11 protein-coding genes and 1 tRNA gene are annotated in these 14,703 nt (G+C 63.8%); 5 read left to right on the top strand and 7 right to left on the bottom strand.

Features of this window, described 5'->3' with window-relative positions:
- Positions 1-61: 61 nt before the first annotated feature.
- The 5 genes from PSV05_RS06870 (at position 62) to thrC (ending at position 7,040) form a co-directional block, all read left to right on the top strand.
- A complete protein-coding gene (locus tag PSV05_RS06870) occupies positions 62-853 on the top strand; it encodes a hypothetical protein (RefSeq protein ID WP_300063480.1) in 792 nt (263 codons plus the stop codon).
- Positions 850-2,091: a dicarboxylate/amino acid:cation symporter gene (locus tag PSV05_RS06865; protein ID WP_300063477.1), complete on the top strand. Its 1,242-nt coding sequence runs from the start codon at positions 850-852 to the stop codon at positions 2,089-2,091. The genes PSV05_RS06870 and PSV05_RS06865 overlap by 4 nt, the downstream gene beginning before the upstream one ends.
- Before the next feature lie 262 nt (positions 2,092-2,353).
- Positions 2,354-4,804, top strand: a complete 2,451-nt coding sequence (thrA, locus tag PSV05_RS06860; RefSeq protein WP_300065370.1) for a bifunctional aspartate kinase/homoserine dehydrogenase I — start codon at positions 2,354-2,356, stop codon at positions 4,802-4,804.
- A gap of 5 nt (positions 4,805-4,809) precedes the next feature.
- On the top strand, positions 4,810-5,736 hold the full coding sequence (locus PSV05_RS06855) for a homoserine kinase (protein WP_300063474.1): 927 nt from the start codon (positions 4,810-4,812) through the stop codon (positions 5,734-5,736).
- Between the two features lie 11 nt (positions 5,737-5,747).
- A complete protein-coding gene (gene thrC / locus PSV05_RS06850; protein WP_300065368.1) occupies positions 5,748-7,040 on the top strand; it encodes a threonine synthase in 1,293 nt (430 codons plus the stop codon).
- Between the two features lie 80 nt (positions 7,041-7,120).
- Here thrC and PSV05_RS06845 read toward each other — a convergent pair whose 3' ends face one another.
- From PSV05_RS06845 to murJ, 7 genes are all read right to left on the bottom strand, one after another.
- On the bottom strand, positions 7,121-7,465 hold the full coding sequence (locus tag PSV05_RS06845) for a hypothetical protein (RefSeq protein ID WP_300063471.1): 345 nt from the start codon (positions 7,463-7,465) through the stop codon (positions 7,121-7,123).
- A gap of 31 nt (positions 7,466-7,496) precedes the next feature.
- A tRNA-Thr gene (locus PSV05_RS06840) sits at positions 7,497-7,572 on the bottom strand.
- Between the two features lie 28 nt (positions 7,573-7,600).
- Complete coding sequence (gene ispH / locus PSV05_RS06835) at positions 7,601-8,566, bottom strand: 4-hydroxy-3-methylbut-2-enyl diphosphate reductase (protein ID WP_300063468.1); 966 nt, start codon at positions 8,564-8,566, stop codon at positions 7,601-7,603.
- Between the two features lie 7 nt (positions 8,567-8,573).
- Positions 8,574-9,074, bottom strand: coding sequence for a signal peptidase II (gene lspA, locus PSV05_RS06830; protein ID WP_300063465.1), 501 nt, complete (start codon positions 9,072-9,074; stop codon positions 8,574-8,576).
- Positions 9,074-11,857, bottom strand: coding sequence for an isoleucine--tRNA ligase (ileS, locus tag PSV05_RS06825; protein ID WP_300065366.1), 2,784 nt, complete (start codon positions 11,855-11,857; stop codon positions 9,074-9,076). Before ileS ends, lspA begins: the two co-directional genes overlap by 1 nt.
- Before the next feature lie 74 nt (positions 11,858-11,931).
- Positions 11,932-12,900 carry a bifunctional riboflavin kinase/FAD synthetase gene (locus tag PSV05_RS06820; protein ID WP_300063462.1) on the bottom strand — a complete coding sequence of 323 codons (969 nt, stop codon included), beginning with the start codon at positions 12,898-12,900 and terminating at the stop codon, positions 11,932-11,934.
- Between the two features lie 67 nt (positions 12,901-12,967).
- Positions 12,968-14,560, bottom strand: a complete 1,593-nt coding sequence (murJ, locus tag PSV05_RS06815) for a murein biosynthesis integral membrane protein MurJ (RefSeq protein ID WP_300065364.1) — start codon at positions 14,558-14,560, stop codon at positions 12,968-12,970.
- Between the last annotated feature and the right edge of the window lie 143 nt (positions 14,561-14,703).

Genomic DNA, 14,703 nt, shown 5'->3' with positions numbered 1-14,703 from the left:
GCGCGCATGCTTGCCGCCATTGCCTCTTCTCCACCATTCCTCTTCCATCCGGAACCTGACCATGCCGATCCGCCGGACCGCATCCTTCCTGTTGCCCATGTTGCTGGCAACGGCGTGCACTCACGTTCCAGCGAACCACGCAGACAGCGACGCGCACCATTGGGCCAATGCAAGCCAGATGGTGCTGGTCACCACCGCCGATTGGGACAGCACCAGTGGCGAACTGCGTCGCTATGAGCGCGACGCAAATGGCTGGAAGCAAGTAGGCGACGCCAGTTCCATTGTGGTCGGGCGCACCGGCGTTGCCTGGGGCATCGGCCTGAACGCCGAACACGGCGATGGACCGGTCAAGCGCGAGGGCGATGGCAAGGCGCCCGCAGGTGTGTTCGCGATCGGTCCCGCGTTCGGCTATGCGAACAATGCCCGCACCGGGCTGGACTACAAGGCGATGGGCATCAACGACTGGTGCATCGACGTGCCGGATTCGGCCTACTACAACCAGATCATCGATCGCGGTCTGGTAAAGGCCGCAGGGCTAGATCAGTCCACCGAGCCGATGCGCCGCGACATCCATGCCAATGGCGACCAGCGCTATCGCGAGGGCTTCGTGATCGAGCACAATGCCGCCAATATCCGCAATGCCGGCAGTTGCATCTTCGCCCATCTGTGGGCCGCGCCGGACAGCACCACTGCAGGTTGCACCGCGATGGCACCAGCCAGCATGGATGCCCTGCTGATGTGGCTGGACGAGAAGCGCAAGCCGGTGTTCGTGCAACTTCCGCAAGCCCAGTACACGCAGCTGCGCGACGCATGGAAGCTGCCACAGATCACCAGCACGGAGCACGCACGATGAGCCAGACCAAACGCGTGATGGCCGGCCTGGTCGCCGGCATCGTGCTCGGCATCCTGCTGGCATGGCTGGATACGCCACTGGCCATCCGCACTGCCGACATCGTGCAGCCGTTCGGCAAGCTCTGGCTCAACGCGTTGCAAATGACTGTGGTGCCGCTGGTGCTGGCACTTGTCATCGTCGGCGTGAACCAGGCCAGCGACGCCGCGCAGTCCGGACGGGTCGCGCGGCGCGCAATCCTCATCTTCATCATCTTGCTCACCGCCGCGGCGGTGATGACCGCGGTGCTGGCGCCACTGATCCTTTCGCAACTGCAGCCCGATCCCGCGGTGGCCGCGGCATTGCGTGGCCATGAAGCCGAACTTCCGGTCGTCACCGGTGGCTGGGCGGATGCGCTGACCGCGATCGTCCCCAGCAATGCGGTGGCTGCTGCCGCTGCGGGCGCGATGTTGCCTCTGGTGACTTTCGCGCTGTTCTTTGGTTTCGCGCTGACCCGCATCGATGCCGAACCGCGCGCACGCGTTGTCGGTTTCTTCCAGGCCGTCAGCGACGCGATGATCGTGATCGTGCGCTGGGTGCTGTGGGCCGCGCCGGTCGGCATCTTCGCGCTGGTGCTGGCACTGACCGCACGCTCCGGCATCGGCATGCTGCAGGCACTCGGAATTTACATACTGCTGGAATGCGCGCTGTACCTGCTCGCCATCGTGTTGCTAGTCATGGTGGCGGTAATGGTGGGCCGTCAGAACCTAGGCCATTTCATGTCCGGGCTGGCACCGGTGCAGGCCGTGGCGGCGAGCACGCAATCCTCGCTGGCCACATTGCCGGCAATGCTGGAAAACGCAGACGGGCGCATGCGCTGGCCGCAACGGGTGTCCGCGCTGGTGTTGCCGATGGCGGTCTCGCTGTTCCGGATCACATCGCCGATCCAGTACATCGCCACCGCAAGCTTCATCGCATGGACACTTGGCATCGACCTCACCACGACCCAGTTGATCACCGGCATCGCCCTGTCGGTGCTGGTCAGCATGGGCTCGGTCGGCCTGCCCGGCCAGGCGATCTTCATCGCCACCAACTTGCCGGTGTCACAGGCGATGGGCCTGCCGGTCGCACCCCTGGTGTTGCTGATGGCGGTAGATGCGATCCCCGACGTGCTGGCCACGGTGGGCAATGTCACTGCCGACATGACCGCGACTGCGCTGGTTGTTTCGCGTTCGGACGAGGCCGCTACCCCGCCCTCTTGACAGCCTTCGCTGCACTGCAGCACAGTGCAGCCATGCACATTCGCGTGACCATGACTACGACCATTACCACCGGTACAAGCCCGGTGCGGTCGGTCATGCGCGGATAAGACATCCACCCGGCCCCGCACCTCGACAGAGGCGGGCCGCTTCAAGCCCTCCCCTGATGCGATGCGGGGCCTCTTACGGAGGCTCGATGGACGCACCACCGTTGCAGGACACTCCCCAGGATTCGCCCGCCAGCACTGCAGGCGTGGATTGCCGCGTGCACAAGTTCGGCGGCAGTTCGCTGGCCGATGCCGGTCGCATCCGCCATGTCGGCGAGCTGATGCTGGCAGCCGATGAACCCCGGCACGCCGTCGTGGTTTCAGCCATGCATGGCGTGACCGATGCGTTTATTGCGATTGGCGATGCCGCCGCGTGCGGCGACGACTGGCAAGCGGCGCTTGCCAACTTGCGCCAACGCCACGTCGAAGCCGCTGAAGCCTTGCTCGAAGACAGCCACGCCACACGGCAATGGCTGGACCAGCAGTTCCAGGAACTCGACGACGTGTTGCGCGCGATCGCCCTGTTACGCCAGCCTGGCCATGCCGCGCTGGCGCGCATCCATGGCATGGGCGAAATCCTGTCCTCCCATCTGCTGCATGCCTGCCTGCGCGAGCGCGGTGGCGACTATGCGCGGCTGGATGCGCGCGAGGTCCTGCGCGTGCGCCATGGTGAACTCGGCGCGATCGTCGACTGGGACGCCAGCGCGGCACGGCTGGCCGAATGGCGCCAGGCGAATCCGCAACTTCGCGTGGTGGTAACCGGCTTCATCGCCAGCGATGCGGACGGGCAGCCAATGGTGCTCGGCCGTAATGGCAGCGATTTTTCCGCCGCGATTTTCGCATCACTGTTCGATGCCGACGAAGTGCATATCTGGACCGATGTCGATGGCGTGCTGTCGGCCGATCCACGACTGGTGCCGGAAGCAGTGTCGCTGCCTGCATTGAGCTACCAGGAAGCCTGCGAGCTGGCCTACTTCGGCGCCAAGGTGATCCACCCGCAGACCATGACCCCGGCGATGGCACGCGGCCTGCCGCTGTTGATCCGCAACACTTTCAACCCCGGTTTCGCAGGCACCAGGATTGATGCGGAAGGAGGTGCTGACAGTGATGCCAGCGGCCCGGTGAAGGGACTGACCCTGAATTCCGCGCTGGCCCTGGTCAGTCTGGAAGGCGCTGGCCTGATCGGTGTGCCGGGTACTGCCGAGCGCGTGTTCGCCGCCCTGCATGCGGCGCGCATTTCGGTGGTCATGATTTCGCAGGGTTCGTCGGAACATTCGATCTGCACCGTAGTGCGCGAGCCCGATTCCGCACGCGCGCACGCTGTGTTACTGGACGCATTCTCGCGCGAACTGGCCAGCGGCCAGGTGCAGGGCGTGCAGGTGGTCGATGGCATCTGCGTGCTGGCCGCGGTCGGTGATCGCATGGCCGGAACGCCGGGCGTGGCTGCGCAGTTGTTTGGCGCACTGGCGCGCGCACGGGTGAATATCCGTGCGATCGCGCAGGGCGCATCGGAACGCAACATCTCCGTCGCGATTGCAACAAGCGAGGCGACCCGCGCGCTGCGCGCCGCACATGCGGCGTTCTGGCTGTCGCCGCAGACCATTGCCCTGGCGGTAATCGGTCCAGGCAATGTGGGCGCCGCCCTGCTCGACCAGCTACAGGCCGCGCTGCCGCGACTGCGCCGGGATGCCAATCTCGACCTGCGTTTGCGCGCGCTGGCCACCAGCAGCAAGACCTGGCATTGCGAGTTTCGTGGCAGCGAGGAATGGCGCGTGCGCATGCAGGCCGAGCCCGTCACCACCGACTTGGCTGCCCTGGGTACGCACCTGCTCGACACCCACATGCCACACGCGGTCATCGTCGACTGCAGCGCCAGCAATACGGTGGCCGAGCACTATCCGGCATGGCTGGCGGCCGGCATTCACGTGATCACGCCCAACAAGCAGGCCGGCGCCGGACCGCTGGAACGCTACAGCGCGATCCGCGAGGCGCGCACGCATGGCGGCGCGCGATTCCGCTACGAAGCGACCGTAGGCGCGGGCTTGCCGGTGATCTCTACCTTGCGCGATCTGCTGGATACCGGCGATGAGCTCATTGCCATCGACGGCATTCTCTCCGGCACGCTGGCCTGGCTGTTCAACAAGTTCGATGGTAGCACGCCCTTCTCCGAACTAGTGCGCGAGGCACACGCTCTGGGCTATACCGAACCAGATCCGCGCGACGACCTGTCCGGCATGGACGTGGCTCGCAAACTTGTCATCCTGGCGCGCGAAGCTGGCCTGTCATTGTCATTGGCCGACGTACAGGTGCAGGGACTGGTCCCCGATACCCTGCGTGATGCCGACCGTGACGCGTTCATGGCCGGACTGGCTGCACTGGATGCACCGATGCAGGCTGCCCTGGATGCCGCGCGTGCCAAGGGCTGTGTACTTCGATACGTGGCGCGCCTGGAAGCCAATGGAAATGCCAAGGTTACACTGCAGGAATTGCCGAACGACCATGCCTTCGCCCACCTGCGACTGACCGACAACTGCGTGCAATTCACCACTCATCGCTATCGCGACAATCCGCTGGTCGTGCAGGGTCCCGGCGCCGGACCGGACGTAACCGCCGCTGGCGTGTTCTCCGACCTGCTGCGCTTGGCATCAAGCCTGGGAGCACGCCTGTGAGTGCAATGAATGGAGCCACCGCGCGTGCCTTCTCGCCCGGCTCGGTCGGCAACATCGGCGTCGGCTTCGACATCATCGGCCACAGCATCACCGGCATCGGCGATATCGCCACGGTGCGCCGCATCGACGAACCTACCGTGCGCATCACTGCGATTCGCGGCACGGTCACCGACCTGCCGCTGGAGGCCGAGCGCAACACCGCAGGCGCGGCGCTGATCTCGCTGCGCGCATTGCTGGAGCTGCCGTTCGGGTTCGAGGTCGAACTCGACAAGGGGATTCCACTGGGATCCGGCCTTGGTGGTTCTGCAGCCTCATGCGTCGCCGCACTGGTCGCCGCGAATGCATTGCTGGATGCGCCGCTGGATGTGCATGCGCTGTATCCGCACGCATTGGCCGGTGAAGCGGTCGCCAGTGGTGGCCTGCATGGCGACAACGTCGGCCCGATGCTGCTGGGCGGGCTGGTGTTGGCCACTGCCGAACGCATGACCCGCATCGATGTGCCGGCAAGTTGGCATTGCGTGGTCGTGCATCCGCATGCCGTGCTGGAAACGAGACGTGCGCGCGAAGCGCTGGCTGGTACGTATGCGCTGCGCGAATTCGTCGCGCAAAGCGCGCAGCTGGCGCAGGTACTACTGGGTTGCGAGCGTGGCGATGCAGCGCTGGTCCGCGCCGGGCTGGACGATGTATTGGTGGAACCGCGTCGCGCGCCACTGATCACAGGCTTCGCCGAAGTGAAAAAAGCAGCGCTGGATGCTGATGCGATGGGCGCCAGCATTTCCGGTGCTGGTCCCAGCGTGTTCGCCTGGTTCGAAGATCACGACGCTGCCGAACTGGCAGGCATATCGATGTCCGCCGCATTCACTGCTGCAGGATTTGCCAGCGACGTGCACGTCAGCCCGATCGCTGGTCCCGCCGCCAGCGTGCTCGCATGAGCCACGCCGTCCTGAAGCAGGTCAGCACGCGCGGCATCGCGCCGGCAGTGAACGTCAGCAGTGCAATTGCGGCAGGTCCCGCACCTGACGGCGGGCTGTATATGCCCGAAGCGTTCCCGACGTTCACGCCAGACGACTTCGCATCCGACAACACGCTGGTCGATGTCGCTCATCGACTGCTGCAACCATTCTTCGCTGGCGATGCACTCGAAGCGTCGTTGCATGACATCTGCCGCACCGCGTTCGCGGTCGAACCACCATTGCGCCCATTCGGCACGGCTGACGACTACATCCTTGAGCTGTTTCATGGCACCACCGCCGCGTTCAAGGACTACGGCGCGGGCTTCCTGGCCGCCTGCCTGGCGGCGCTGCCGCAGGGCGAAAAACCACTGACGATAATCGTTGCCACCTCGGGCGACACCGGTGCTGCAGTCGGCGCGGCCTTCCATGGCAAGCCGGGCGTGCGCGTCGCGATCCTGTATCCGGATGGCCGTGTATCTCCACGCCAAGCGCATCAGCTGGGCTGCTTCGGCGACAACGTGCGTGCGTTCCGGGTCGAGGGCAGTTTCGATGACTGCCAACGCCTGGCCAAGGACGTGTTGGGCGATGCCGGCTTCCGCCAAGAAATTCCACTCGGATCCGCCAATAGCATCAGCATCGGCCGCCTGCTGCCGCAGATGGCCTATTACGCGCACGCCGCGCTAAGCCACTGGCGTGCGACCGGCCGCCCACTCAATATCGTGGTGCCGACCGGAAACCTCGGCAATGCGGTCGCTTGCCTGCTCGCTAGACGCTGCGGCCTGCCGATTGGCGAGGTGGTGCTGGCCAACAACGCTAATGACGGTCTGGCACGGTTCTTCGCCGGTCACGATTATCAGCCACGTCCAACGGTAGCTACCTTGGCCAATGCCATGGACGTCGGCGCGCCCAACAACTTCGAGCGCCTGCAATGGCTGTATCCGGACGATGCCGCGTTGCGTGCGGCCGTCAGCGCCGACAGCGTCGACGATGCCGACATCCGCAAAACCATCGTAGATGCGTACGTGCGGTTTGGCGAAACCATCTGCCCGCATACCGCCTGCGCCCTCGCCGTGCTGCAGCGCCTGCGCCAACGCGGCGCTGATGGCGACTGGTGCGTTGTGGCCACCGCGCATCCGGCCAAGTTCCCGGAGGTCGTCGAGCCCTTGATTGGCACAGAGGTGCCATTGTCGGCTGCGCTTGCGGCAATGCTGGCACGCGATAGCCATGCAGAGCCATTGGCCAATGATGCTATCGAGCTTCGCCAATGCTTGCGCGATTGGTAATTTACGGAAAACCCGTCGATAGCGGGCCAATCCAGAGCTAACCTTCGGGACAGCAGGCGGCAATTGTTGTAATTACAGAGTTACAGGCTTGGGTGAGGTATTGCCGCTGCTGGCTGATCAGCCTTCGCAGTCGCCTTTTGCGCGCCATTCGTCGAGACGTCGGAGACTGCAGTCGAGACTTCGGAAACCGCACGTTTCTGCATGATCTTCTCAACCTGCGCGTCGGCGGCCACGCGATGCTGCAGCGACTTGCACAACTCGATGCCCGCGGTGGTGAGGCGCAGCCCGTCGACATCGTCTTCGATCAGTCCGCTTTCCACCATGCGCTGCCTGATGGCGGTGTCACCGTGCACCAACTCGACGCCTTGATCGATTCGTTTAAGTACGTCCAGAAGAGCCAGGTCCTCTAGCGAAATCTCGTCCATGGCCTGCCCTCCGGGCTGTTGATCGATTTAATGGTGCCGGAAATAGGAATCGAACCTACGACCTACGCATTACGAATGCGCCGCTCTACCAACTGAGCTATTCCGGCGTGGCGCGCAATTCTAGCCGCTAGCGGCTCAGTCCACCAGCTGCAGGCGCAACTCCTTGGGCAGGGCGAACACCATGTTCTCCGGCTCGCCATGCAATTCACGCACGCTTGCGGCGCCCAGCGCATGCAGGCGCGCCAGTACGCCCCGGACCAGCACGTCCGGTGCTGAAGCCCCGGCGGTGACCCCGATGCTGCGTTTCCCGGCCACCCAGGCAGGGTCGATCTCGTCGGCGCCGTCGATCAGGTAGGCCAGAACGCCCTCGCGCTCGGCGAGTTCGCGCAGGCGGTTGGAATTTGAACTGTTCGGCGAACCCACCACCAGCACCAGGTCGCACTGCGCGGTCAATTCGCGCACCGCGTCCTGGCGGTTCTGGGTGGCGTAGCAGATGTCGTCGTTCTTTGGCCCCTGCATCGCAGGATATTTCGCCTTGAGCGCGGCGATGATGTGGCGGGTGTCGTCCACTGACAGCGTGGTCTGGGTGGTGTAGGCAACATTGTCCGGCTGCGCGATTTCAATCGTGGCCACACCCTCGATGTCTTCGACCAGATAGATCTGTCCTGACTCGCCTTCACCCGGTTCCTTGAAGGTTCGCCACTGACCCATGGTGCCTTCGACTTCGGGATGCCCGGCATGGCCGATCAGCACCATGTCGCGGCCGTTGCGGCACTGGCGCGCGACTTCCAGGTGCACCTTGGTGACCAGCGGACAGGTCGCATCGAACACCTTCAATCCGCGCCGATCCGCCTCGTTGCGCACCGCCTGGGATACGCCATGTGCGCTGAAGATGACCGTCGCGCCATCCGGGACCTCATCGAGTTCTTCGACGAACACCGCGCCGCGCGCCTTCAGGTCATCGACCACGAAGCGGTTGTGCACGACTTCGTGACGCACGTAGATCGGTGCGCCGAGGGTTTCGAGCGCGCGCTTGACGATTTCGATCGCGCGGTCGACACCGGCGCAGAAACCACGAGGATTGGCGAGCAGGACGTCCATGCCGTGATTATCGACCCGAATGCTTGGGCTTGCCTGACAGCAGGCCGAACAAGCCAATCCCGATCGCACCGCAAACCACCGCAGAATCGGCGATGTTGAATGCCGGCCAGTAGTGTTCACCGACATACCACTGCACGAAATCGATCACATGCCCATGCACGATGCGGTCGATCACGTTACCGATTGCGCCACCGACCACGAGTGCCAGCGGGAATGCGGAACGCCAGTCGCGGCGCCGCGTGCGCGAAAGCATCCACGCCATCAGGCCGCTGATCGCGAACGCCAGTGTGACAAAGAACCACTTCTGCCAGCCACCGGCATCGGCCAGAAAACTGAAGGCCGCGCCGGTGTTGTATGTGCGATACCAGTTCCAGAAGCCGTCGATCACCGGCACCGGCACATGCTCGGGCAGCGTCTTGAGCACCCAGGCCTTGCTCCACTGGTCGAGTGCCAGCACCAATGCGGAAAGTCCGAGCCAGGGCAGTGCGTTAGGTTTAACGGGCGACATCAGAACCATCTCCGGTCTTCGCCCTGCCCCTCAATGTTTCCAATGCAACGTCCACATAGCTGCGGATGCTCGGCGTGCGTGCCCACGTCTTCGCGGTAGTGCCAGCAGCGCAGACACTTGGGCTTGGTGGTGGCCTTCGCGGACACGACAATCGTATTGGTGTTGGCATCCGGCACGATCCGCACATCGCCACTGATCAGCAGGAAGCGCAGCTCATCGACGAACGGCGCCAACCAGTTCTGGTCGGACACGCCGCAGCGCAATTCGATTTCCGCTTCCAGCGCAGCACCAATCTCGCCGGCCGCACGCATCGGCTCCAGCACCTTGGACATCTGCTCGCGCAGGGCCAGCAGGTTATCGAAGTCCTTGGCAGACAGCGCGGCATCATGGGGCAGTGGCGCCAGGCCGTCGTACCAGGTCGCGAACAGCACGTTGCCCGCGCGCGCGCCCGGGATATACGACCACATCTCGTCGGCGGTGAAGCTCAGCACCGGCGCGATCCAGCGCACGAAGGCCTCGGCGATTCGGTACATCGCCGACTGCGCACTGCGGCGCCCGCGCGAGTCAGCCGGCATCGTGTACAGGCGATCCTTGGTGACATCCAGATACAGCGAACCGAGGTCGACGCTGCAGAAGTTCATCAGCGCCTGCACCACCGCGGCGAAGTCGTAGTTCGCATATGCAGCCGCGATCTGTTCCTGCACCTGCCAAGCGCGATGCACGATCCAGCGATCCAGCACGACCATGTCATCAAGCGGGCGCAGGTCGCGCGTCGGATCGAAGCCGTGCAGGTTGCCGAGCAGAAAGCGCGCGGTATTGCGGATGCGGCGGTAGGCATCGGCGTTGCGCTTGAGGATTTCCTGCGACAGCGACATCTCGTTGCTGTAGTCGGCCGAAGCGATCCACAGGCGCAGGATATCCGCGCCCAGCGTCTTCATGATGTCCTGCGGCTCGATGCCATTGCCGAGTGACTTCGACATCTTGCGACCGTGTTCGTCCACGGTAAAACCGTGCGTCAGGCATTGCCGATAAGGCGCCGCCTTGTCCATCGCGACGCCGGTCAGCAAGGACGACTGGAACCAGCCACGATGCTGGTCGGAACCTTCCAGATAGAGATCTGCCGGCTTGCCGAGGCCACGTTCCACCAGCACGGTTTCATGGGTGACGCCGGAATCGAACCAGACATCGAGGATGTCGGTGATCTTGTCGTAACTGGATGCTTCGTCGCCAAGCAGTTCGGCGGCATCCAGCGAATACCAGACGTCCACGCCTTCGCGTTCGACGCGATCGGCCACTTCGCGCATCAGTTCGACACTGCGCGGATGCGGCTCGCCGGTTTCGCGATGCACGAACAAGGTAATCGGCACGCCCCAGGTACGTTGGCGACTGATGCACCAATCGGGTCGCCCCTCGATCATGCCGGCGATGCGCGCCTTGCCCCATGCGGGGTACCAGGTAACGGTTTCGATCGCTGCAATTGCATCGCGGCGCAGGTTCGCCTGGTCCATCGAGATGAACCACTGCGGCGTCGCGCGGAACGCCACCGGCGTCCGGTGCCGCCAGCAATGCGGATAGCTGTGGTTGAGTTTGGAGAACGCGAGCAGGTGGCCGTTGGCACGCAACGCGTCCACCAGCACATCGTTCGCCTTCCACACATGCAGGCCAGCGAGTTCAGTGTCGCCCGCAGGCGGCGTTGATGGCAGATAGACGCCACGCCCATCGACCGGATTGAGTTGCGCTGCGCTGTACTTTTCGACCAGTCCGTACTGCTGACTGACCGCGAAGTCTTCCTGGCCATGGCCGGGCGCGGTGTGTACGGCGCCGGTGCCGTCCTCGTCGCTGACGTGGTCGCCAAGCAGGATCGGGATATCGCGCTCGGCATAGAACGGATGCGCGAACAGCATGCCTTCGAGTTTCTCGCCCTGCGCACGCCCATGCACGACCACCTCCTCCACGCCGTAGCGCTGCAGTGCCTTCGCAGCCAATGCTTCCGCGATTACCAGCCAACGGCGGTGGCCGTTCTGTGCCGGTCCTTCAACCAGCACGTAATCGAGTTCGGCGCCCAGGCTAATCGCCAGCGATGCCGGCAGCGTCCACGGCGTGGTGGTCCAGATCGGCATCGCGACGTCGATGTCTTCCGGCAACTCACTGCCGAACGCACGCGTCACCGCCTGCGGGCTACGTGCGTTGTAGGCGACATCGACTGCGGGCGACAGCTTGTCCTGGTATTCGATCTCGGCTTCGGCCAGTGCCGAACTACAATCGAAGCACCAATGGACCGGCTTCACGCCACGCAGCAGATGGCCGTTGTCGACGATCCTGGCCAGCGCGCGGATCTCATCGGCCTCGAACTTGAAATCGAGTGTGCGATATGGATTTTCCCAATCGCCGAGCACGCCGAGCCGTTTGAAGTCGCGACGCTGCACGTCGATCTGCGCATTGGCGTAATCGCGGCATTGCTTGCGAAACTCGACTGCATCGAGCTTGACGCCCACTTTGCCGAATTTCTTTTCGATCGCGATCTCAATTGGCAGGCCGTGGCAATCCCAACCCGGGATATACGGCGCATCGAAACCGGCTACCGTCTTCGACTTGACGATGATGTCCTTGAGGATCTTGTTGACGGCATGACCGAGATGGATCGCGCCGTTGGCGTACGGCGGGCCGTCATGCAGCACGAACTGCGGGCGGCCTTTCGTCACTTCGCGAATCTGTGCGTACAGGCCATCGGCCTCCCAGCGCGCCAGCGCCTCCGGCTCGCGCTTGGGCAAGTCGCCGCGCATCGGGAAGGCTGTGTCCGGCAACAGGATCGTGGCCTTGTAGGGGTTATCACTGCTCTTTGTAGAACTAGATTCGGTCACGCGATGGCTCGCTGTGCTGTGTGTTGAAGGAGGATGCCACGCGCCTGCGCGTCATCAAGATGCATCTGCGCCACCAGCGCCGGCAGGCCGTCGAATTTTTCTTCATCGCGCAAGCGGGCGACGAATTCCACATCAATGCGCTGGCCGTACAGGTCCGCATCGAAATCGAATAGATGCGCTTCGAGCAGTGGCTCGATACCGTCGACCGTAGGCCGCGTGCCGAAGCTCGATACCGAAGGCCACGGCATGTCACCCACGCCATGCACCCAGGTTGCGTAGATGCCGCACAAGGCCGGGGTCTTGCCGCCGAAGCGCAGGTTGGCGGTCGGATAGCCCAGGGTGCGGCCGAGTTGCTTGCCATGCACCACGTGCCCGCCGATGGCATACGGCCGGCCCAGCAGACGTGTTGCAGTGTCGAAATTTCCGCTTGCCAGTGCAGCGCGGATGCGGGTGCTGGAGACACGTTCACCGTTGTTGAGTACAGGTTCGATCACGTGCGCGCTGAAGCCCAATTCGCGGCCCATCGTCTGCAACAGGTCGAGATCGCCGATGCGACCCTTGCCGAAGCGGAAGTCTGGACCCACCCACACTTCGCGCACATTCAATCGCTGCACCAGCAACTGGCGGACGAAATCCTCGGCCTGCATCGACGCCAGCCTGGCGTTGAAACGCAACAATCCGACCTGGTCGCAACCCAGTGCGAACAAGCCTTCGGCCTTTACGCGCGGCAACATCAGTCGTGGAGGCTTGGCATCGCGAGCGAAAAATTCGCGCGGCAGTGGTTCGAAGCTCACCGCCACTGAAGAAATATCCAGCTCACGCGCACGCGACACAGCGCGGCCGACCAATGCGCGATGACCCAGGTGCAGGCCATCGAAGGCACCGATGCAAGCCACGCTGCCTTGTGGGCACAGTGGCCCAGCACGCTCCGACGAGGAGCTGGCGTCGCGAAACAGGTTCTTCATGATGATCGCGCAGTATAGCTGCGGTGCAACATGGCCGCGTCGCGCGCGCTTGGTCAGTGGGCTGGCGTCAGTGTTCGCGGAAGTCACGCGGGCGGAAGCCCAGCCCCAGCATCGCGATGCCATAGACCAGGCCGCCGCCCGCCACCAGCACGCCCAGCCACACGATCCGCGTCCAGGCGCTGACCTCGGTGAAGCTGGGTGCCAGTTGCAGGCCCGCCAACAGCGCCGCAACCATCACCAGATTGGCGATCCCGGCGCGCACCAGAAAGCGCGTCCAACCCGGCTGCGGATCGTAGACATCTGCCTTGCGCAGCCAGCGCCACAGCAGCACGAGATTCAGGTAGCTGGACAGTGCACTGGCCAGGCCAAGCGCGAAATGCAGGCCGGGGACATGCGCCAACGCCGACATCGTGCCTTGCGCCTTGTCGGCCTCTGGCACCCATATCTGGAACAGCAAGGCGAGCAACAGCAGGTTGAACAGCATGTTGGCGATGAGCGCCGCCACACCGGCCCGCACCGGAGTTCGGGTGTCCTGGCGCGCGTAGAACGCCGGCAGCACGGTCTTCACCAAGGCGAACGCCGGCAGCCCGAAGCTGAGGCCGAATACCGACAACGCGGTCATGCGGGTGTCGAAGGCCTGGAACTTGCCATGCTGGAACACGGTGGCGACCAGCGGTTCGCTGAGCAGCATCAGCCCGAACATCGCCGGCACGATTATGATCAGGGTGGTGCGCAAGCCCCAGTCCAGCGAGCGCGAGAACGCGGCGCGGTCGGTATTGACGTGGTGGCGCGACAACGTTGGCAGGATCACAGTGCCCAAGGCTATGCCGAAAACGCCCAGCGGCAATTCCAGGAACCGATCAGCCTGCGACAGCCAGGTTTGCGAGCCCTGCACCAGCAGCGCAGCGATGAAGGTGTCGAACAGCAGGTTGATCTGTGCCACCGACGAGCCGAGCAGGGTCGGGACCATCAGTCGCATCACCTTGCGCACGCCGGCGTGGTTCCAACCCCAGCGCGGCAGTACCAGCAGGTCGAGTTTCGCCATTTGCGGCAGTTGGAACAGCAGTTGCAGCAAGCCTGCGATGAGGATCGCCCAGCCCATCGCCATGATCGGCGGATCGGTCAGGCGCGAGCCCCACCATGCCCCGGCAATCATGCACAGGTTGAGGATCACCGGTGTCAACGCTGGCAAGCCGAAGCGATGGAAGCTGTTCAGCGCACCCGCGGCGAGCGCGGTGAGCGAAACGAACATCAGGAACGGGAAGGTCAGTCGCAGCAGGTCGACGATGAGCTGGTGCTGGCCGGGTTCAGGTCGCACGTTGTTGGAGAACGCATCAGCCAGCCACGGCGCGCCGAGCATCCCCAGTGCGGTGATCAGCAAAAGGACGGCGGACAGGGTGCCGGCAGTGCGCGCGACCAGTTCACGCAATTGCGCGTGCGTGCCTTTTTCCTTGAGTTCGGTGAAAACCGGTACGAAGGCAGTCGAAAATGAGCCTTCCGCAAACAACCGGCGCATGAAATTGGGGATGCGGAACGCGACCCAGAACGCATCGGTCATCCAGCCAGCGCCGAATACGGTGCTGAAACTGATGTCGCGGACCAGGCCGAATACCCGGCTGAGCATGGTCATGCTGGCGAACGAGGCAATCCCGCGGGCCATGCTGCGCCCACCCTTGCCGGACGCCGAGTTGGTTGGCGGTGTGCCCGGCGGGGTGGTCGGCGCGGTCATGCCCGCCTACATCCGATGCAGTTGGAGTTGTTGACCCAAGCCATTGAATCCGCCATAATTTCGGGTCTACCAGA

This window comes from Thermomonas sp. (assembly GCF_029945965.1).
Lineage (GTDB): Bacteria > Pseudomonadota > Gammaproteobacteria > Xanthomonadales > Xanthomonadaceae > Thermomonas.
Note: the sequence above shows the minus strand (reverse complement) of the source record. Positions and strands in the feature narration are given on the sequence as shown.